Annotated in this window: 19 protein-coding genes; 5 read left to right on the forward strand and 14 right to left on the reverse strand. The window is 72.5% G+C overall.

Annotated elements, in window-relative coordinates; all coding sequences use genetic code 11:
- Positions 1 to 89 precede the first annotated feature (89 nt).
- From kdpC to K7472_RS20045, 7 genes are all read right to left on the reverse strand, one after another.
- Positions 90 to 716: a potassium-transporting ATPase subunit KdpC gene (gene kdpC, locus K7472_RS20015; protein WP_222979872.1), complete on the reverse strand. Its 627-nt coding sequence runs from the start codon at positions 714 to 716 to the stop codon at positions 90 to 92.
- A gap of 7 nt (positions 717 to 723) precedes the next feature.
- Positions 724 to 2,829 (reverse strand): potassium-transporting ATPase subunit KdpB, encoded by a 2,106-nt coding sequence (gene kdpB, locus K7472_RS20020; protein WP_222979873.1) that lies wholly within the window; start codon positions 2,827 to 2,829, stop codon positions 724 to 726.
- The gene (kdpA, locus tag K7472_RS20025) at positions 2,826 to 4,487 is read right to left on the reverse strand and encodes a potassium-transporting ATPase subunit KdpA (protein ID WP_222979874.1); all 1,662 of its coding nucleotides are present in this window, start codon (positions 4,485 to 4,487) and stop codon (positions 2,826 to 2,828) included. The genes kdpB and kdpA overlap by 4 nt, the downstream gene beginning before the upstream one ends.
- Before the next feature lie 8 nt (positions 4,488 to 4,495).
- Positions 4,496 to 4,585 (reverse strand): K(+)-transporting ATPase subunit F, encoded by a 90-nt coding sequence (gene kdpF, locus K7472_RS20030; protein ID WP_109446821.1) that lies wholly within the window; start codon positions 4,583 to 4,585, stop codon positions 4,496 to 4,498.
- Between the two features lie 316 nt (positions 4,586 to 4,901).
- A complete protein-coding gene (locus K7472_RS20035; protein ID WP_222979875.1) occupies positions 4,902 to 5,681 on the reverse strand; it encodes a DUF3710 domain-containing protein in 780 nt (259 codons plus the stop codon).
- A gap of 2 nt (positions 5,682 to 5,683) precedes the next feature.
- Positions 5,684 to 6,214, reverse strand: a complete 531-nt coding sequence (dut, locus tag K7472_RS20040; RefSeq protein WP_222979876.1) for a dUTP diphosphatase — start codon at positions 6,212 to 6,214, stop codon at positions 5,684 to 5,686.
- Positions 6,211 to 6,816: a PaaI family thioesterase gene (locus K7472_RS20045; RefSeq protein ID WP_222979877.1), complete on the reverse strand. Its 606-nt coding sequence runs from the start codon at positions 6,814 to 6,816 to the stop codon at positions 6,211 to 6,213. The genes dut and K7472_RS20045 overlap by 4 nt, the downstream gene beginning before the upstream one ends.
- 117 nt (positions 6,817 to 6,933) lie before the next feature.
- Here K7472_RS20045 and K7472_RS20050 point away from each other — a divergent pair, with 117 nt between their 5' ends.
- A complete protein-coding gene (locus K7472_RS20050; protein WP_222979878.1) occupies positions 6,934 to 7,815 on the forward strand; it encodes an SDR family NAD(P)-dependent oxidoreductase in 882 nt (293 codons plus the stop codon).
- Positions 7,816 to 7,881: 66 nt separating this feature from the next.
- Positions 7,882 to 8,343 carry a DUF3093 domain-containing protein gene (locus K7472_RS20055; RefSeq protein WP_222979879.1) on the forward strand — a complete coding sequence of 154 codons (462 nt, stop codon included), beginning with the start codon at positions 7,882 to 7,884 and terminating at the stop codon, positions 8,341 to 8,343.
- 34 nt (positions 8,344 to 8,377) lie between these two features.
- Here K7472_RS20055 and K7472_RS20060 read toward each other — a convergent pair whose 3' ends face one another.
- The 4 genes from K7472_RS20060 to K7472_RS20075 all read right to left on the reverse strand — a co-directional run bounded on the left by K7472_RS20060 (position 8,378) and on the right by K7472_RS20075 (position 11,745).
- Positions 8,378 to 9,184: a hypothetical protein gene (locus K7472_RS20060; protein WP_252395937.1), complete on the reverse strand. Its 807-nt coding sequence runs from the start codon at positions 9,182 to 9,184 to the stop codon at positions 8,378 to 8,380.
- The gene (locus K7472_RS20065) at positions 9,106 to 9,405 is read right to left on the reverse strand and encodes a DUF4193 domain-containing protein (protein ID WP_109446800.1); all 300 of its coding nucleotides are present in this window, start codon (positions 9,403 to 9,405) and stop codon (positions 9,106 to 9,108) included. Before K7472_RS20065 ends, K7472_RS20060 begins: the two co-directional genes overlap by 79 nt.
- Before the next feature lie 429 nt (positions 9,406 to 9,834).
- Entirely contained in the window at positions 9,835 to 11,085 is a 1,251-nt protein-coding gene (locus K7472_RS20070; protein WP_222979881.1) for a sensor histidine kinase, read from the reverse strand.
- A 6-nt stretch (positions 11,086 to 11,091) separates the two neighbouring features.
- Positions 11,092 to 11,745: a response regulator transcription factor gene (locus K7472_RS20075; protein ID WP_222979882.1), complete on the reverse strand. Its 654-nt coding sequence runs from the start codon at positions 11,743 to 11,745 to the stop codon at positions 11,092 to 11,094.
- Positions 11,746 to 12,064: 319 nt separating this feature from the next.
- On the opposite strand from K7472_RS20075, the gene K7472_RS20080 reads away from it, so the two are divergent.
- Complete coding sequence (locus tag K7472_RS20080) at positions 12,065 to 12,214, forward strand: hypothetical protein (RefSeq protein WP_199239244.1); 150 nt, start codon at positions 12,065 to 12,067, stop codon at positions 12,212 to 12,214.
- 179 nt (positions 12,215 to 12,393) lie between these two features.
- Here K7472_RS20080 and K7472_RS20085 read toward each other — a convergent pair whose 3' ends face one another.
- Both K7472_RS20085 and K7472_RS20090 read right to left on the reverse strand, forming a co-directional pair.
- Positions 12,394 to 13,203, reverse strand: coding sequence for an inositol monophosphatase family protein (locus K7472_RS20085; RefSeq protein WP_222979883.1), 810 nt, complete (start codon positions 13,201 to 13,203; stop codon positions 12,394 to 12,396).
- Positions 13,204 to 13,249: 46 nt separating this feature from the next.
- Positions 13,250 to 14,377: a ferrochelatase gene (locus K7472_RS20090; RefSeq protein WP_222979884.1), complete on the reverse strand. Its 1,128-nt coding sequence runs from the start codon at positions 14,375 to 14,377 to the stop codon at positions 13,250 to 13,252.
- Positions 14,378 to 14,664: 287 nt separating this feature from the next.
- Between K7472_RS20090 and K7472_RS20095 the strand changes: the two genes are divergently transcribed.
- Positions 14,665 to 15,909, forward strand: a complete 1,245-nt coding sequence (locus K7472_RS20095) for an MFS transporter (RefSeq protein ID WP_222979885.1) — start codon at positions 14,665 to 14,667, stop codon at positions 15,907 to 15,909.
- Entirely contained in the window at positions 15,866 to 17,188 is a 1,323-nt protein-coding gene (locus K7472_RS20100; RefSeq protein ID WP_222979886.1) for a D-arabinono-1,4-lactone oxidase, read from the forward strand. The genes K7472_RS20095 and K7472_RS20100 overlap by 44 nt, the downstream gene beginning before the upstream one ends.
- Positions 17,189 to 17,217: 29 nt before the next feature.
- Here K7472_RS20100 and K7472_RS20105 read toward each other — a convergent pair whose 3' ends face one another.
- Positions 17,218 to 18,126, reverse strand: a complete 909-nt coding sequence (locus K7472_RS20105) for a hypothetical protein (RefSeq protein ID WP_222979887.1) — start codon at positions 18,124 to 18,126, stop codon at positions 17,218 to 17,220.
- Between the last annotated feature and the right edge of the window lie 356 nt (positions 18,127 to 18,482).

An 18,482-nucleotide genomic window follows, 5' to 3' on the forward strand; every position in this document is an offset into this window, starting at 1 on the left:
ACGTATTGACGCGATCCTGATGCCGTCCGCCGTGTCGTAGGCCCTGTCGCGGACCGGTGGAAGCCCTGGTCAGCCCTCTTCGTCCGGCCTCAGCCCTTCAGCGCGTTCAGCGCGACGTTGAGCTGGAGGACGTTGACCGTCGGCTCGCCCATGAAGCCCAGCTGACGGCCGTCGGTGTGGGCGGCGACGAGGTGGGCGACCTCGGCCGGGCTCAGGTGCCGGGCCGCGGCGACCCGGTCGACCTGGATCTTCGCGTAGGCGGGCGAGATGTCCGGGTCGAGCCCGGAGCCGGAGGCGGTGACCGCGTCCGGCGGGACCTGCGAGGGCGCCACGTGGTTGAACGCGGCCACCTGCGCGCGGCGGGAGTCGATCAGCTTGGTCAGCGCGGGGTTGGTCGGGCCGAGGTTGGACGCGCCGGAGGCGCGGGTGTCGTAGCCGGTGCCCGCGGCGGACGGCCGGGGCTGGAACCACTGGGGGTCCGGGGTGCCCGGCTTGCCCGGCAGGTCGAAGCTCTGGCCGAGCAGCGCGGAGCCGACGACCCGGCCGTCCGCGCGCACGGGCGAGCCGTTGGCCCCGGAGTGGAACGCGGTCTGCGCCACGCCGAAGACGGCCAGCGGGTAGATCACGCCGGTGACCACCGTCAGCACCAGCAGCGCCCGGAAGGCCGCCCAGGTGACGCGCAGCGTGCCGCGCAGGGACTGCGAGGAGAGGGACATCGTTCGGTCACCGGATTCCGGGGATGAGGGTGATCAGCAGGTCGATCAGCTTGATGCCGAGGAACGGGGCGATCAGGCCGCCGACGCCGTAGATCGCGAGGTTGCGGCGGAGCATCCGGTCGGCGCTCATCGGGCGGTAGCGCACGCCGCGCAGCGCCAGCGGCACCAGGGCGACGATGATCAGCGCGTTGAAGATGATCGCCGACAGGATCGCGGACTGCGGGCTGTGCAGGTGCATGACGTTGAGCTTGTCCAGCCCCGGGTAGGCCACCGCGAACATCGCGGGGATGATCGCGAAGTACTTGGCCACGTCGTTGGCGATCGAGAACGTGGTCAGCGCGCCCCGGGTGATCAGCAACTGCTTGCCGATCTCGACGATCTCGATGAGCTTCGTCGGGTTGGAGTCCAGGTCGACCATGTTCCCGGCCTCCTTGGCGGCGGAGGTGCCGGTGTTCATCGCGACGCCGACGTCGGCCTGGGCCAGCGCGGGGGCGTCGTTGGTGCCGTCGCCGGTCATCGCGACCAGCTTGCCGCCCGCCTGCTCGCGCCGGATCAGCGCCATCTTGTCCTCGGGCGTGGCCTCGGCGAGGAAGTCGTCCACCCCGGCCTCGTCGGCGATGGCCTTGGCGGTGAGCGGGTTGTCACCGGTGATCATGACCGTGCGGATGCCCATCCTGCGCAGCTCGTCGAAGCGCTCGCGCATGCCCTCCTTGACCACGTCCTTGAGGTGGATCACGCCGAGCACCCGGGCACCGGAGGCGTCCTCGACGGCGACCAGCAGCGGGGTGCCGCCGGCCTGCGATATCTCGTCGGTGAGCCGCTGGGCGTCGGCCGGGACGGTGCCGCCGCGCTCGTGGACCCAGGCCACCACCGAGCCGGTGGCGCCCTTGCGGACCTTGCGGCCGTCCACGTCGACGCCGGACATCCGGGTCTGCGCGGTGAACGGCACCCACTCGGCGCCGGCCAGTTCGCCCTGGTGGCGCTCGCGCAGGCCGAACTTCTCCTTGGCCAGCACGACCACCGAGCGGCCCTCGGGCGTCTCGTCGGCGAGCGACGACATCTGCGCGGCGTCGGCCAGTTCCGCCGCCGTGGTGCCGGGCACCGGCACGAACGCGGCGGCCTGGCGGTTGCCGAGGGTGATGGTGCCGGTCTTGTCCAGCAGCAGCGTGGAGACGTCACCGGCGGCCTCGACCGCGCGGCCCGACATCGCCAGCACGTTGCGCTGCACCAGCCGGTCCATGCCCGCGATGCCGATCGCCGACAGCAGCGCGCCGATGGTGGTCGGGATCAGGCAGACCAGCAGCGCGACCAGCACGATCATCGTCTGCTCGGCGTGCGCGTAGATCGCGAACGGCTGGAGGGTGACCACGGCCAGCAGGAAGACCACGGTCAGCGAGGCCAGCAGGATGTTCAGCGCGATCTCGTTGGGCGTCTTCTGCCGGGCGGCGCCCTCCACCAGGCCGATCATGCGGTCGATGAAGGTCTCGCCGGGCCGGGTGGTGATCTTCACGACGATGCGGTCGGACAGCACCTTGGTGCCGCCGGTCACCGCCGAGCGGTCACCGCCCGACTCCCGGATGACCGGGGCGGACTCGCCGGTGATCGCCGACTCGTCGACGCTGGCGACGCCCTCGACGACGTCGCCGTCGCCCGGGATGACGTCGCCCGCCTCGCAGACGACCAGGTCGCCGATGCGCAGGTCGGTGCCGGGGACCTGCTCCTCCGCGTCGCCGACGAGGCGGCGGGCGACGGTGTCCGTCTTCGCCTTGCGCAGGGTGTCCGCCTGCGCCTTGCCGCGGCCCTCGGCGACCGCCTCGGCGAGGTTGGCGAAGATCACGGTGAGCCACAGCCAGACGGCGATGGCCCAGCCGAACCACTGGCCGGGAGTGTCGAAGGCGAAGACCGTGGTGAGGACCGAGCCGATCTCGACCACGAACATCACCGGGGACTTGACCATCACCCGGGGATCGAGCTTGCGCAGCGCGTCGGGCAGCGACCGCCACAGCTGGACGGGGTCGAACACCCCGGCGCCGACCCGGCCGGGCCCCTGGCCCTGGCCCGGGTTCCCGTCGCCTTGCGGGAGCTGGCTGCGTATCGGTGTCGCGGTTGTCATGACAGCCCCTCGGCAATCGGTCCGAGCGCCAACGCGGGGAAGTACGTCAGGCCGGTGATGATCAGGACCGCGCCCACCAGCAGTGCGGCGAACAGCGGCTTTTCGGTGCGCAGGGTGCCCGCGCCGACGGGCACCGGCTGCTGTTGGCCGAGCGAGCCGGCCAGCGCGAGGACGAACACCATGGGCAGGAAGCGCCCGAGCAGGGTCGCGATACCGGTCGTGGTGTTGAACCAGTCGGTGTTCGCGTTCAGCCCGGCGAAGGCGGATCCGTTGTTGTTGGCGGCCGAGGTGTACGCGTACAGCACCTCGGAGAAGCCGTGCGCGCCCGGGTTGAGCGCGGAGTGGACCGGCGTGGGCAGCGCCATCGCGATCGCGGTGAACACCAGCGCCACGGCAGGGGTGATGAGGATGTAGCAGGCCGCGAACTTGATCTCCCGGCCGCCGATCTTCTTGCCCAGGTACTCCGGCGTGCGGCCGACCATCAGGCCCGCGATGAACACCGCGATGACGGCCATGATCAGCATGCCGTACAGGCCGGAACCGGTGCCGCCGGGCGCGATCTCGCCCAGCATCATGCTCAGCAGCGTCAGCCCGCCGCCGAACGCGGTGAACGAGGAGTGGAAGGCGTCCACCGCGCCGGTCGACGTCAGCGTCGTACTCGTGGCGAACAACGAGGACGAACCGACGCCGAAGCGCTGCTCCTTGCCCTCCATCGCGGCGTGCGCGGCCTGGAGCGCGGCGCCCGGGTGGGCGTACTCCGTCCAGGACATCAGCACCACGAAGCCCAGCCAGATGATGCCCATCGCGGCGAGGATCGCGTAGCCCTGCTTGATGCTGCCGACCATCCGGCCGAAGGTGCGGGTCAGCGAGAACGGGATCACCAGGATCAGGAAGATCTCGAAGAGGTTGGTGAACGCGCTCGGGTTCTCGAACGGATGGGCCGAGTTGGCGTTGAAGAAGCCGCCGCCGTTGGTGCCCAGTTCCTTGATGGACTCCTGCGAGGCGACGCCGCCGACCGGCATGCCCTGGTGGGCGCCGGACAAGGTGGTGACGTCGTGCCAGTTGCCGAAGTTCTCGATCGCGCCGCACGCGACCAGCACGATCGCGGCGAGGAACGCCAGCGGCAACAGGATGCGGACCGTGGTGCGCACCAGGTCGGCCCAGAAGTTGCCCAGTTCACCGGTGCGGGAGCGGGCGAAGCCGCGGACCAGCGCGATGGCGACGGCGATGCCGACCGCGGCGGACACGAAGTTCTGCACGGCCAGGCCGCCGGTCTGCACGACGTGGCCCATCGTCGACTCACCCGAGTACGACTGCCAGTTGGTGTTCGTGACGAACGACGCGGCGGTGTTGAACGCCTGCTGCGGGGTGACGGCCGCGAAGCCGAGCGAGCCGGGCAGGTGGTTCTGCACCCGCTGCAACAGGTAGAGGAAGAGCACGCTCACCAGCGAGAAGGCGAGCACCCCGCGCAGGTAGGCGGGCCAGCGCATCTCGCGGTCCGGATCGGCACCGACGCAGCGGTAGATCCAGCGCTCGGCGCGCAGGTGCTCCTTGGACGAGTAGACGGCGGCCATGTAGTCGCCGAGCGGGCGGTACGCCAGGGCGAGCGCCACGATCAGCGCGAGGACCTGGAGGGCGTCTGCGGATATCGAGCTCATGCCGGCGCTCAGAACCTCTCCGGGAAGAGGAGGGCCAGCACCAGGTAGCCCAGCAGTGCGACGGCCACGATCAGGCCGACGAGGTTCTCCACGCTCACAGCCTGGTCACCCCCTTCGCGACGAGGGCCACGAGCGCGAAGACCGCGAGCGTGGTGAGGACGAAGGCCACATCGGCCATCTCGTGCTCCTGGATGGGTCGGGTTTCGGACACCATCGAGTGAAGCCGCCGCCGCGCGTCCCGCCGCCCGCGTTGACGCCTCCCTGACGGCCGGAGACGCGGCGTTGACGTGGCCCTTACGCGTCCGCCCCGAACGGCGCGCGAGCACGCGAAAAGGCCGGTGGCCGGAACCACGTTCGTGGTTCCGGCCACCGGCCTGAGAACTGAGTCGTACGGGGGCGTCGCCCCGAAGCCCGTTAGCGGACCTCGGTGATCTCCGGCCCCCGCCGCATCGGGTCGATGCCGTCGCTGAACTTGCCCGGGGCCTGCTGTTCCTGGGTCATGCCCTCGGGCATCATCTGCGCGTCGTCCGGCAGCTTGAGGACGACCGGGTCGCGCGGGGCCATCGGGGAGTCGCCCCGGGTGACCACGGTGTCGCGGAAGATCTGCTCCAGCACGCCCGCGGCCTGCGGCTGCACCGCGCCCTGGCCGGAGATCACCCCGCGCAGGAACCAGCGCGGCCCGTCGCAGCCCACGAAGCGGACCAGCTGGACCCCGCTGGAGCCGTCCGGCAGCTGCACCGGCACCTGGGCGCGCAGCTCCCAGCCGAGCGGGCCCTCGACCTCGTCGATCACGCCGCCCTGCTGGGTGATCCCGGTGGCGATCTCGTCGCGCACCTCGCCCCAGATGCCTTCGGACTTCGGCGCGGCGAACGCCTGCAGCTGGATCGCGCTGTCGCGCAGCACCACGGTCGCGGCGACGATCGCGTCACCGGCGACCTCGACCCGCAGCTCCATGCCCTCGACCCCGGGCACGTGCAGACCGCCGAGGTCCACACGGCCCTCGGCCGGGTCCTTCACCTCGCTGATGTCCCAGGGACCGTCGGGGCGCGGCGCGGGCGGGAGGTTGTAGCGGCGGGACTCGGTCCCGTCCGACTCGTCCGACGCTGCGTCGACGTCCTCAATCGTCTCGTCCGGGCCCGCGTCTTCGGCGAGCTCGTCGAGTGCGTCTTCGCGCTCCTTGCGACGACGGAACACGGTCACTGTCCTTCCCGGTCTGAGGCGACCGAAGCGTAGCCCTGCGTAGAACCGCTCGTACCGGCCGGCCGGCCGGTGACCGCGGCATGTCCCCCAGTGGAGCCGAAACCCCCCGTGGCCCTGGCGGAACCGGGCAGTTCCGCGACCTCGTGGAAACGGACCTTCTCGACCTGCTGGACGACCAGCTGGGCGATCCGGTCGAACCGCTCGAACCGCACGCTCTCGCGCGGATCCAGGTTGACCACAATCACCTTGATCTCTCCACGGTACCCGGCATCGACCGTCCCGGGCGTATTCACCATCGAGACGCCGCAGCGGGCGGCGAGGCCGGAGCGCGGGTGCACGAACGCCGCGTAGCCGTCCGGCAGCGCGATGGAGATGCCGGTGGGCAGCACGGTGCGCTCCCCCGGCGCGAGGTCGGCGGCCTCGGTGGTCACCAGGTCGAGTCCGGCGTCGCCGGGGTGCCCGTAGGAGGGGATCGGCACCTCGGGGTCGACCCGGTGGATCAGGACGTCGAGCGGGGCACGGGTCACGGGTTCACCTCGAAGGCGCGGGCCACCTTGACCTGGTCGGGGTCGGCGAGGGCGGCCTTGATCTCGTCGGGGCGGCCGTTCTTGGTGAAGTGCTCCAGCTTGACCTCGACGAACACCGCGTCGGCGCGCACCGCGACCGGCCCGTCGGGGCTGCCGATGCGGCCCTCGGCGGTGCAGTAGGCCTTGCGGCCCGCGACGGCCGTGCAGCGGGCCGCGAGGTGGAGCGTGGTGCCGACCGGGACCGGGCGTACGAAGTCGGTCTCCAGGCGGCCGGTGACGGCGATGATGCGCAGCAGCCAGTTGAGCGAGCCGAGCGTCTCGTCCAGCGCGGTGGCCAGCACGCCGCCGTGCGCGAGTCCCGGGGCACCCTGGTGGGCGGGCTGCACGGTGAACTCGGCGGTGACGGTGACGCCTTCCCCGGCGCGGGCCGCGAGGTGCAGGCCGTGCGGCTGGGTCTCGCCGCACCCGAAACACTGGTCGTAGTGCGCGCCGAGCAGCGTGCCCGGTGCGGGGGCCTCGGGATGACGCACGGGTGGGGCGGCGTCGGGGGGCGGCGTCAACGCCGGGCGTCCGGTGCCGCCGGATGCGGTAGCTCCACTCACGGCCCGAACCCTACCCTCCTGGGGATGCCCAACCCTTACCGTCCGTTCAGGGGATCGATTCCGGAGCGGCAGGCGTTGCCATCGCGGATCCTCGAACCGCCCGACCGGAGCGCGCCCATGAGCCCACAGTCCGTCGTCGTCACCGGTGCCAGCGGCACCACCGGGCAGGCCATCACCCTCGAACTGGCGCACGCCGGTTTCGACGTGATCGCCACCACCCGCACCGAGGAGAAGGCCGCGGCGCTGCGGCAGCGGGTCGCCGACACGGGTGCCTCGGTGCGCACCGTGCTGCTGGACGTGGCCGACCCGGTCTCCGCGGTGCGGGCGTTCACCGAGATCGCGACGTGGACGGACGGCGGGCCGTGGGCGGTCGTCAACAACGCGGGCTTCCCGCAGCCCGGGGCCGTCGAGGACGTCGACGACGAGCAGGTGCGGCGGCAGCTGGAGACCAACCTGGTGGCCCCGGCGCGGATCGCGCGGCTGGTGCTGCCGGCGATGCGCGAGCGGCGCGACGGCCGGATCGTCAACGTCTCGTCGGTGGCCGGGCGGGTGTCGATGCCGATGCTCGGCTGGTACTGCGCGAGCGAACGGGCGCTGGAGACGGTCACCGACGCGCTGCGGATGGAGTCGGCGCCGTTCGGCGTGAAGGTGTCGCTGGTCGAGCCGGGGTCGTACGGGTCGCTGCTGCGGCGCGGTTGCGCCCGGCTGCTGCCGGAGCTGCGGGGGTCCGCCTACCGGGCGCAGTACTCCGCGGTCGGCGAGGCCGCGCGGCGGTGCTCACGGCAGGCGGGGCCGCGTCCGGTGGCCCGTGCGGTGCTGCGGGCGCTCTCCGCCGCCCGGCCGATGCCGCGTTACCTGGTGGGCGGCGGCGCCCGGTCGACGGCCGCGCTGGACGCGGTGGCGCCGACGGTGGCGTCGGACTGGGCCAAGCAGCTGCTGACCGGGCTGCGCGAGGCACCGCCCCGGGTGGCCCGGGCGATGCGGCTGCCGACGCCCTGACGGGCCTCCACCGGAGGGTACGGCCCCGGACCGGGCGGCACAGGATGGCGTGCCAAGCTTGGAGCCATGGTTTCCTCGCAGCCTTACGACGAACGCCTCACCGTGCCCGGCTACTGGTGGGCGATGGCCGTGCTGTCGGGCTTCGGGTGCGCGCTGGTGGCCCTGCCGTTCGGCACGCTGCCGATCCTGGGCACGCTGGCGGGCTCGGTCGCCGTCTTCGGCGTGGTGCTCAGCTCGTACGGCTCCGAGCGCATCCGGGTCGTGCAGGGCTCGCTGGTCGCGGGCGACGCGAAGATCCCGCTGACGGCGCTGGGCGAGGCGGTCGTGCTGGACAAGTCCGAGGCGCAGGCCTGGCGCACCTACAAGGCGGACACCCGGGCGTTCATGCTGCTGCGCTCGTACGTGCCGACCGCGCTGAAGGTCGAGGTCGTCGATCCGCAGGACCCGACCCCGTACCTGTACCTGTCGACCCGCTCCCCCGAGCGGCTGGCGGCGGCGCTGGGCCGCGCGGCGGTCAAGGCGGCCTAGCGCCCGTGCGCGGGGCCGACAGGGCCTCGGGCGGTCAGGCGGAGGGCGGCAGCGCGTCCCAGGGGACGCGGCGGGTGCGCAGGTCCTCGCGGACCCGGCGGGCCAGCCGTCTGGTGTCGCGCCGGTTGAGGGCGGCGCCGACGCCGGCGCCGATCATGAACGGGGTGAGGGTCGGCAGGCTGCGCACGGTGCGGCGCAGCAGCCGCTGTCTGAGGCGTCGTTTCATCTGGCCGCTCAGTGCGGCGTCGACGCTGGACGGGCGGGTCACCTCGATCCCGCGTTCCTGGGTCCAGGCGCCGAGGTAGGCCACCGCCCGCGCTCTCGCGGTGCCCGGGGCGCGGACCCCGTAGACCTCGTGCAGCTCGGCGATGAGTTTGTACTCCACGGCGGCCACGGCGAGCGTCTCGGCGGCCAGCTCCGCCGTCATGGCCGGGGGGACCGGCAGCATCGCGGCGGCGCCGACGCCCGCGCCGACGGCGGCGGTGCCCGCCGTCGCGCCCGACACCAGCTTGTCCGCCAGTTCCTCCGGGTCGAGGCCGGGGAAGTGGCGGCGCAGCGTCTCCAGGTCGCGGACCGGGATACGCGGCGCCAGGTCGATCAGACGCTCGCTGACGGCCAGCAGACCGCCCAGAGCGCCGCCGGCCACCCTTCCGGCGCCGCCCTTGATCCTGCGCGCGAGCGAGGCCCACCGTTGCTGCTCCGTGGAGCCTCGCCCGTCGTCACGTACCTCTGGATCCGCCACAGCAGCCCACGGCGAGACAGTCAGGCCGCGCAGTCGCGGCAGATGGGCTGACCGTTCTTCTCCGCGGCCAGCTGGCTGCGGTGGTGCACCAGGAAGCAGCTCATGCAGGTGAACTCGTCGGCCTGGCGGGGCAGCACCCGTACCGACAGCTCCTCGTTGGAGAGGTCGGCGCCCGGCAGCTCCAGGCCCTCGGCCTGCTCGAACTCGTCGACGTCCACCGAGGAGGTGGACTTCTCGTTCCGCCGGGCCTTCAGTTCCTCGATGCTGTCTTCGTTGATGTCGTCATCGGTCTTGCGTGGCGTGTCGTAATCCGTTGCCATTGCCTCTCCCCCTCTGGGTGTCTGCGGTGTCTCCAGCGCACGTAACGCGCGAGGGGCCGGTCTTGTGCCCGACCCGAGGCGGAGATTTTGCCTCACATCAAGGCCTGTTACTCAATCGACACCCAACCGCACCCCCGAAGAGGTGATGGTGTCGGCCGTCCACCGGGGCTCTCGCGGGCCCCGATGGCACGCTTCAGTAGTGCCGTCCCCTGTACTTCCCGTGATCATGACCTGCGGAAACATGGATTTTTCGGCTTTTTCCGCAAGGGTCGCGATCACCGAGCGTACCCATGACCCAAATCGCATGTGCGATCGGTCACAGCACGGGAAATCCGGGGACACATCCTTCCTTTTCGCTCGAAGCGAACGTTTCTCCGAGTGCCCTCCGCACGCTTCGCGACGGTGAAGCGGCCCGGGTCGTGAGGCGTCTCACAGCGGGATGGCGACCCGCATGACGAGGCCGCCGCCCTCGCGCGGCTCGGCGGTGATCTGGCCGCCGTGCGCCCGGGCGACCGACCGCACGATGGACAGGCCCAGGCCCACGCCCTTGTCGCTGTTGGTGCGCTCGGTGCGCAGCCTGCGGAACGGTTCGAAGATGTTGTCCAGCTCGTACGCGGGCACCACCGGTCCGGTGTTGGACACCGTCAGCAGCGCCTGGCCGTCACCGGTGCCGGTGGAGACCTCCACCCAGCCGTCGGGGACGTTGTAGCGCACCGCGTTCTGCACGAGGTTGAGCGCGATCCGCTCCAGCAGCACGCCACTGCCCTGCACGACCGCCTCGCCGAGCCGGTCGTGGCGCAGCTCGACGCCCTTGGCCTGCGCCTCGGACCGCGTCTGGTCGACCGCCTGGGCGGCCGCCTCGGCCAGGTCGACCGGCTTGCGCTCGATCACCTCGTTGTCGCTGCGGGCCAGCAGCAGCAGGCCCTCCACCAGCTGCTCGCTGCGCAGGTTGGTCGCGAGCAGCGTCTTGCCGAGCTGCTGGAGGTCGGGCGAGGCCTCGGGGTCGGCGAGCTGGACCTCCAGCAGGGTGCGGTTGATCGCCAGCGGGGTGCGCAGCTCGTGCGAGGCGTTGGCGACGAACCGGCGCTGCGACTCGAACGACCGGTCGAGCCGGTCGAGCATGTCGTCGAAGGTGTCGGCCAGCTCCTTCAGCTCGTCGTCGGGCCCGTCCAGCTCGATGCGGCGGGACAGGTCGGAGCCGGCGACCGCGCGGGCGGTGCGGGTGATGCGCCCCAGCGGAGCGAGCACCCGCCCGGCCATCACGTAGCCGAAGGCGAACGCGACCACGGTCAGGCCGAGCAGCGCCAGCAGCGAGCGGCGCAGCAGTCCGTTGAGGGCGAGTTCGCGCTCCTGCTGCATGCAGGAGTTGAGCGCGTTGGTGAACGCGTCGGCGCTGCCCTGGACCGGCAGGTTGGGGCAGGCGTCGCTGGTCGCGGTGATCTGGCCTGCCTCCAGCCGGAACGGCAGCTGGGTGCCCTGGTGCATGGCCTCGGCGGCCAGCAGGTAGATGATCAGCAGCAGCACGACGCCCGCGATCAGGAACATGCCGCCGTACAGCACGGTCAGCCGGATGCGGATCGTCGGCCGCAGCCAGGGCACCGTCGGCTCGGGGGCGCGCGGGTCCCAGGTCGGCTTGGGCGGGGCGGCCGGCGCGTGGCCGGAGGAGTGGGAGACGGTCATCCGCGATCAGATCCGGTAACCCGAGCCGGGCACGGTCACGATGACCGCGGGCTCGCCGAGCTTGCGCCGCAGCGTCATGACGGTGACCCGCACGACGTTGGTGAACGGGTCGGTGTTCTCGTCCCAGGCCTTCTCCAGCAGCTGCTCGGCGGAGACCACCGACCCCTCGCTGCGCAGCAGCACCTCCAGCACCGCGAACTCCTTGGGCGCGAGGTGGATCTCCCGGCCGTCGCGGAAGACCTCGCGGCGGTTCGGGTCGAGCCGGATACCGGCCCGCTCCAGCACCGGGGGCAGCGGCGTGCTGGTGCGACGGCCCAGGGCGCGCACCCGGGCGGTCAGCTCGCTGAAGGCGAAGGGCTTGGGCAGGTAGTCGTCCGCGCCCAGCTCCAGGCCCTCGACGCGGTCGCTGACGTCGCCCGCGGCGGTCAACATCAGCACGCGGGTCGGCAGAGCGAGGCCGACGAGCTTGCGGCAGACCTCGTCGCCGTGCACCACGGGCAGGTCGCGGTCGAGGACGACGACGTCGTAGTCGTTGACCCCGATCCGCTCCAGGGCGGCGCCGCCGTCGTAGACGACATCGACGGCCATGGCCTCCCGGCGCAGGCCGGTGGCCACGGCATCGGCGAGCAGCTGCTCGTCCTCGACGACGAGTACGCGCACGTAGGTGGTCCTTCCACGAAAAATGCAGGCAGGTAGGTCTCCATCCTGCCTCGGATGCCCATAAAACACCGGTAAGCCCTTGTCCCGTACGCGAGGAACGACGGCCGGGGGAATCCGTCCCGTGAGATTTTTCGGTGTCCCGAGGTTTCCGCGTCCATGGGGTGGGGGAAGACGACTGCAACCCCGCGATCGCGCCTCATCTGCCGCGTGCTCCACACGCGTTCGCCGTGATCGCCCAGGACCCGCAGATCATCGACACCACCTTGTGCACCCGACGACGACGAGGGGGCGCCTCATGGACGCGTTCACAACCGGAATCATGCAGCGCATACGGAACGCTGAGTCGGACCTCAGCCGTGCCCGGGAGACGGGCGACGACTTCCTCGCCGAGGTCGAGCAGTCCGAGCTGGACGACCTGCGCCGCCTCGCCGCGGAGCACGGCGTCGAGGTCGCTCCCCGCGTCGCCTGACGCGGTTGCCTGAGGGGCGCGTACGCGCCCTTTCGCGTTTCCGGGCGGCCCCGGCTCGACGCCGGTTCGCGAACGCGGCAGCGCACGACAGGACAGCGCACGACGCACGCAGCACGGCGCCCCGGTCACCACTAGGTGACCGGGGCGCCGTGCTGCGTGCGCGGGACCGTTCGGACCGTTCAGTCGTGCCAGGCACCGAGGTCCTCCAGGAGGGCCTGGAGGGGCTCGAACAGGCCCGGGGAGCCGGCGACGGTCAGGTCGTCCCCGGCCGGGCTCCCGGGCCGTCCACCGGCCAGCGCGCCCGCCTCACGGGCGAAGAGCACGCCGGCCGCCCGGTCCCAGGGGTTGAGCCCGCGCTCGTAGTAGCCGTCCAGCCGTCCGCAGCCCACGTCGCACAGGTCGATCGCGGCCGAGCCCGCCCGCCGGATGTCGCGCACCTGCGGCAGCAGCTGCCGGGCCACCTCGGCCTGCGCCGCGCGCCGCTCGGTGAGGTAGCCGAAGCCGGTGCCGATCAGTGCCTGCGAGAAGTCCTGGGGCGCGGGACGGCACCGCGCGGCGCGATCGTTGACGAACGCGCCCCCGCCGCGCACCGCGTGGTACGTCTCCCCGCGCATCGGCGCCTCGACGACACCGGCCACCGCCACGCCGTCGCGTTCCGCGGCGATGCTCACCGACCAGGACGGCAGGCCGTAGAGGTAGTTGACGGTGCCGTCCAGCGGGTCGATCACCCAGCGCACGCCCGAGGTGCCCTCCCGGCTGGCGCCCTCCTCGCCGAGCAGGCCGTCGTCGGGGCGCACCTCGGCCAGGTAGCCGGTGATCAGCTTCTCGGCGGCGAGGTCCATCTCGGTCACCACGTCGATCGGGCTGGTCTTGGTGGCGGCCACCGTGAGGTCCTCGGGGCGGCCGTCGCGCAGCAGGGCGCCGGCGCGGCGGGCGGCCTCCAGCGCGACGTCGAGCAGCCGGCGGTCCAGTGCGTCGGTGTCGGTCACGGCGTCTCTCCTGGGTCGGTGTCGTACGGCATCGGGCGGGCCGAGGTCAGTCCCGGCCCGCGGCGGCCGGGCGGGGCGTGCGGGCCGGGCAGCAGCCGACCGGGCACACGTCGTGGCTGGGGCCCAGCGCGCCGAGCGCGCACCGGGCGACCGGCTCGCCGCGTTCGGCGGCGGCGCGCTCGGCGACCAGCTCGCGCACCGCGGCGGCGAACCGCGGGTCGGCGCCGACCGTGCCCGCGCGGGCGACCGGCAGGCCCAGCTCCGCGGCCTTGGCGGCGGCCTCGGTGTCGAGGTCGTACTTGACCTCCATGTGGTCGGAGACGAAGCCGATGGGCGCCATCACCACCGCGGGCGTCCCGGCGGCGTGTTCGGCCTCCAGGTGGTCGCAGATGTCCGGCTCCAGCCACGGGATGTGCGGGGCGCCGCTGCGGGACTGGTAGACGAGCTTCCACGGGTGGTCCACGCCGGTCGCCTCGCGCACCGCCTCCGCGATCACGGCGGCCACGTCCAGGTGCTCCGCGACGTAGGCGCCGCCGTCGCCGTGGCCCTCGACCGGCCCGGAGGTGTCGGCGGCGGAGGTCGGGATGGAGTGCGTGGTGAACGCGATGTGGGCACCGTCGCGCACGTCGGCGGGCAGCTCGGCGAGCGCGGCCAGCACCGTGTCGACCATCGGCAGCACGAAGCCGGGGTGGTTGAAGTAGTGCCGCAGCTTGTCGACTCGGGGCACCGGCAGGCCCTCGTCGGCCAGCGCGGCCAGCGCGTCGGCGAGGTTCTCGCGGTACTGGCGGCAGCCCGAGTAGGAGGCGTACGCGCTGGTGGCCAGGGTGAGCACCCGGCGGTGGCCGTCGCGCGCGACGGCGCGCAGGGTGTCGGTCAGGTAGGGCGCCCAGTTGCGGTTGCCCCAGTAGACCGGCAGGTCGAGCCCGTGCTTGGCGAAATCCTCGCGCAGCGCGTCCAGCAGCTCGCGGTTCTGCGCGTTGATCGGGCTGACGCCGCCGAACAGGAAGTAGTGCCGGCCGACCTCCTTGAGCCGCTCCCGCGGGATGCCGCGTCCGGCGGTGACGTTCTCCAGGAAGGGGACGACGTCGTCCGGGCCCTCGGGGCCGCCGAAGGAGAGCAGCAGCAGGGCGTCGTACGGGGTGGCGTCCACGGGGGCATCGAGCGCATCGGGCATGCCACCGATCCTGCCACCTGGCGCCCGGCCCCTCGCGCCGCCCTCCGCCGCGCGCCGCACCGGCCCGCCCGCGGCCCCCGCGGCGAAGGCCCGCGCGCCTGCGTGGCACCTCCGTCGTCGGGGCCCGTGCGCGTCCGTGGCGTGAACGGGCGCCGCCCGCGCGCAAATCGCTTGCCGCCCGACGACCGTAAGGTGTATCCAGCACGTACACGCCTTACGGCGTCGGTTCGTCGCCATCACCCCACCGCCTGAGCAGCTCACCCCTGCCCTGAAACCTGGAGCGCCCCGTGCTCGCCCCGTACCGCGCGATCTTCGCCGTCCCCGGCACCCGGGGGTTCTCGACGGCCGGACTGATCGGGCGGATGCCGCTGTCGATGCTGGGCATCGGGATCGTCACGATGATCTCCCAGGTCACCGGCCGCTACGAGCTGGCGGGCGGCCTGACCGCGACCCTGGCGCTCGCGGCCGCGGCGATCGGGCCGCAGGTCTCCCGGCTGGTCGACCGGTACGGGCAGCGGCGGGTGCTGCGCCCGGCCGCCGCGCTCACCGTGGCCGCGGTGGCCGCGCTGCTGGTGTGCGTGCGGCTCGGGGCGCCGGACTGGACGCTGTTCGGCTGCGCGGTGCTGGCCGGTGCGACGCCGAGCATGGGCTCGATGGTGCGCGCGCGTTGGGCCGTCCTCTACCAGGGCTCCCCCGCGCTGCACGCCGCGTACTCCTACGAGTCGGTGATGGACGAGGTCTGCTTCATCGTCGGCCCGATCGTCTCCATAGGCCTGAGCACCGCGTGGTTCCCCGAGGCCGGGCCGCTGCTGGCGGCCCTGTGCCTGGCCGTCGGCGTCTTCTGGCTCACCGCCCAGCGGGCCACCGAACCGGTGCCCCATTCCCTTGAGCACCACACCGGCGGCTCGGTGCTGCGCTCGGCGGGCCTGCGGGTGCTGGTCACCACGTTCACCTGCACCGGCGCCATCTTCGGCGGGGTCGACGTGGTGACAGTGGCGTTCGCGCAGGAACGCGGCCACAAGGCGGCGGCCAGCGTGGTGCTGGCGGTCTACGCGCTGGGCTCGTGCGCCGCCGGGATGGTCTTCGGGCTGGTCCGGCTGCGCGGCAGCGCACCGCGGCGCTTCGTGGTGGGGGTGTGCGCGATGGCCGTGAGTATGATCCCCCTCCAACTGGTCGGGAACCTGCCCGTCCTGGCCGTGGCGCTGTTCGTCGCGGGGCTGTCCGTGGCTCCCACGATGGTCACCACCATGGCGCTGGTCGAGCAGCTGGTGCCGCGCGCGAAGCTGACCGAGGGCATGACCTGGACGAGCACCGGGCTCGCGGTCGGCGTCGCCCTCGGGTCCTCCGCCGCCGGGTCGGTCGTGGACGCGGCCGGGGCGGCCGCGGGGTACGTGGTACCGGGCGCCGCCGGGGCTGCGGCCGCGGTGGTGGCGTTCCTCGGGTACCGCCGGCTGCGTCCGGCGCCTGAGCGGGAGGGACCGCAGGCAGATGAGCGCGACGAGCACGACCGGCGGGACGACTACGTGGCGTAACTGGGCGGGCAACGTGGCCGCCACGCCCCGGCGGGTGGTCACGCCCGCGTCGGTGGACGAACTGGCCGACGCGGTGCGCCGGGCCGCCGAGGACGGGCTGACCGCCAAGGCGGTGGGCACCGGCCACTCCTTCACGGCCGCCGCCGCGACCGAGGGGGTGCTGATACGTCCCGAGCGGCTGACCGCGATACGCGGGATCGACGCGGACGCGGGCACCGTCACCGTCGAGGCGGGCCTGCCGCTGCACCGGCTGAACCGGGCGCTGCACGCGGCGGGCCTGTCGCTCACCAACATGGGCGACATCATGGAGCAGACGGTGGCGGGCGCGACCAGCACCGGCACCCACGGCACCGGCCGTGACTCCGGTTCGCTCAGCGCCCAGATCACCGCGCTCGAACTCGTCACCGCCGACGGCTCGGTGCTCACCTGCTCCGCGCACGAGAACGCGGACGTCTTCGCCGCCGCCCGGCTCGGCATCGGCGCGCTCGGCGTGGTCGCCTCGCTCACCCTCGCCGTCGAGCCCGCGTTCCTGCTGACCGCGCGGGAGGAGCCGATGCCGTTCGCACGCGTCACCGAGGAGTTCGGCCGACTCGTCGCGGACAACGAGCACTTCGAGTTCTACTGGTTCCCGCACACCGGCAACTGCAACACCAAGCGCAACAACCGCAGCGCAGGCCCGGCGGCCCCGCTGCCCGCGCTGCGCGGCTGGCTCGACGACGAGCTGCTGTCCAACGGGGTCTTCCAGGCGGTCTGCGCGCTCGGCAAGGCGGTCCCCGCGGCCATCCCCGGCATCGCCCGGGTCTCCAGCCGCGCGCTGTCCGCCCGCACCTACACCGACACCGCCTACAAGGTCTTCACCAGCCCGCGCCGGGTGCGCTTCGTGGAGATGGAGTACGCGGTGCCGCGCGAGGCGGCGGTCCCCGCGCTGCGCGAGCTCAAGGCGATGGTCGAGCGGTCGGACCTGCGCATCAGCTTCCCCGTGGAGGTGCGCGTGGCGCCCGCGGACGACCTCACGCTGTCCACCGCCTCCGGCCGCGACTCGGCGTACATCGCGGTGCACATGTACCGCGGCTCGCGCTACCAGGAGTACTTCACCGCGGTCGAGCGGATCATGACCGCCCACCAGGGGCGGCCGCACTGGGGCAAGCTGCACACCCGCGACGCGGCGTACCTGGCCGGGGTCTACCCGCGCTTCGGCGAGTTCACCGCGCTGCGCGACCGGCTGGACCCGGCGCGGGTGTTCGGCAACGACTACCTGCGCCGGATCCTGGGCGACTGATCCGGGGTCCCGGGGGGGGCGGCCCGGCGTCAGTCCTGCGCGGACGCGGACGGGCCGCCCGCGGCTCCACCACCGGCCGCGCCCTGGCCCTGGGTCTGTCCCTTGCTCTGCCCCTGCCCCTGCCCCTGGTCCTGTCCCGATCCCTGGCTGCCCGAGGGGTCGGGTGACGGGCTCGGGCCGGTGCTTGCGCCGGTGGACGGACTCGGGTCCGGGCTCGGGTCGGAGGAGGACCCGCCGCGGCCGCCGCCGGAGCCGTCCGGTCCGTGCGACGCGCCGCCGTCCGTGCCGCCGCTGCCGCCGTCGTCCGTGCCGCCGCCGGTGGAGTCCTGGGACGGCTGGTGGCGCGGCGTGGTGTGCGAGGAGCCGCCGCCGTCGACCGCGCGGCTGAAGGTGGTGCCGCCCTTGCCGCCGTTCCCCCACCAGCTGGCCATCGAGCTTCCCGCGGCCAGCTCGATGCCGGTGACCAGCACCATGACGGCCACGAACAGCGTGCCCGCCGCCAGCAGGGGGCGCCGCCAGCCGCGCACCCGGGTGCCGTGCGTGGTCGCCTCGCCGTACTCGCCCAGGGTGGACGGCACGGCGGCGGCCGCCGGGTCGGGGGCGGGACCGGCGCCGCGCTGCGGGGCGCGGTCGTACGGGCGGGCGAGGGTGGACTCGCGCAGCTGCTCGCCGGTGCGGTGGAAGAAGTGCTGGAAGATCGCGCCGCCGGTGGTGGCCAGCACACTGACCACGGCGGCGCCCATGATGGTGCCGTAGACCCCCAGGAAGGAGGCGAGGTAGGCGGCCACCAGAGCGGCGGCGCCGCTGCCCGCGACCTGCGGCAGGCTCAGGTCGATACGCTTCTTGTCTGATTTGACCTCGTCACTCCGTTTACTCGACTGGGTACCCATTTCGGGCTTGCCATCCATCTCCGTCCCCCGGTAGGCGTACTTCTCCATCTTGCACAGAGATAAGACAGATGACCGAACGCGTCAGTTCCGGTTCTGGACGTTCTGTGAACATCGCCACCCGCGCGGGCGGTCACGGCCCGTGTCCGGCCGCCCAACTCCGCTGACGTCCCGCGACTTGGGCGGCGCGGTGCTCCACCCGAGTGGTCCGAATGGAGTACTGTGGCCAGCCCGGGCATCGGGTTTCCCGTCCGGCTGCCCGGAACCTGCCGGAGGGATCGAGACGGTGCCATGCGGCCCAACGCCGCCCAGCAGGACCGGAATTGGCAACATGCGTGACAGGGAGTGATGACTTTCGTCACTTTGAGTCGCGAAACAGGTAACCGTGCCATAACGGCGGGTCGGAG

The sequence above is a fragment of the Streptantibioticus parmotrematis genome (assembly GCF_019890615.1).
Classification (GTDB): Bacteria; Actinomycetota; Actinomycetes; order Streptomycetales; family Streptomycetaceae; genus Streptantibioticus_D; species Streptantibioticus_D parmotrematis.